2 protein-coding genes are annotated in these 927 nt (G+C 67.3%); both read right to left on the bottom strand.

Annotated features, from left to right (window positions below; genetic code table 11):
* Positions 1-386, bottom strand: a 386-nt coding sequence (locus SK571_RS46135; protein ID WP_319990427.1) for an IS3 family transposase, incomplete at its 3' end; no start/stop codon positions are given.
* Positions 383-745: a helix-turn-helix domain-containing protein gene (locus SK571_RS46130; RefSeq protein WP_319990426.1), complete on the bottom strand. Its 363-nt coding sequence runs from the start codon at positions 743-745 to the stop codon at positions 383-385. The genes SK571_RS46135 and SK571_RS46130, both read right to left, overlap by 4 nt.
* Positions 746-927: the final 182 nt, after the last annotated feature.

Below are 927 nucleotides of genomic sequence, written 5' to 3'. Positions count from 1 at the left end.
ACCCACTTCGCGTCCGGCACCGACGCGGTGAACTCGCGGTTGAGCACGTTCTCGGCGGTCGTGCCGGTCTGCCCGAGCCAGGACCGATACCGGCGTGGCCGCCGGACCTTGCAGACCAGGCCGAGGACGTTCATCAGCGCGAGCACGGTCTTCTTGGCCACCTGCCGGCCTTGCCGGATCAACACGGCGTGAATCCGCCGATGCCCGTAACGGCCACGGGCGGCCTCGAACGCCTCGCGGATCGCGACCTTGAGCCCGGCGTGCCGGTCAGGCCGGTCGGACCGGGCCTGGTGGTAGAAGAACGTCGACCGGGCCAGCCCAGCGACCGCCAGCAGCACCGGCAGCGGATAGTCGGCCTTGAGGGCGGCGATGACCTGGGTTCTCACCCTCGCCCCTGCTCCCTCAAGGCCCGCAATTTTTTCAGGTAGGCGTTCTCCGCCGACAACCGCAGGTTCTCCGCCCGCAGGCGTTCCAGCTCACTGTCCCCGGAGGTCTCCGCGGGCTTCACAGGCCGGCCTTTCGGCTTGGGCCGCAACGCGTCCTCACCGTCACGCCGATACACCCGCGCCCAATTCTCGACCAGCTTGGGCGAGGACAGGTCGTACTCACGCGCCAACTCCAGCGCCGACGCCTCACCCGCCACGAACCGGCGCACAACCTCGAGCTTGAACTCGAACGTGAACGACCGCTTGCCCGGCTTCATCATCAGCGCTCCCGCGCCTCGCAGCCTCCAACGATCACGCAAGCGTCGCACCGCCGGCTCAGCCACCCCCAACCGGGTCGACACAGCATTCTCGCCATACCCGGCCTCGAACAACGCGACAGCAGCCTCCCGCTGCCGCTCACACAACGAACTTCCTGGATACACCACACCGCTCCCGGGAAATCGGAACTGAATTACCAGTCCAACTTCCGGGGAGCGGTTCA

Origin of the sequence: Lentzea kristufekii (genome assembly GCF_033949925.1) — a bacterium.
Taxonomy (GTDB): Bacteria; Actinomycetota; Actinomycetes; order Mycobacteriales; family Pseudonocardiaceae; genus Lentzea; species Lentzea kristufekii.
The sequence above is the reverse complement of the archived record's forward strand: the minus strand, read 5'-3'. Positions and strand labels throughout refer to the sequence as shown.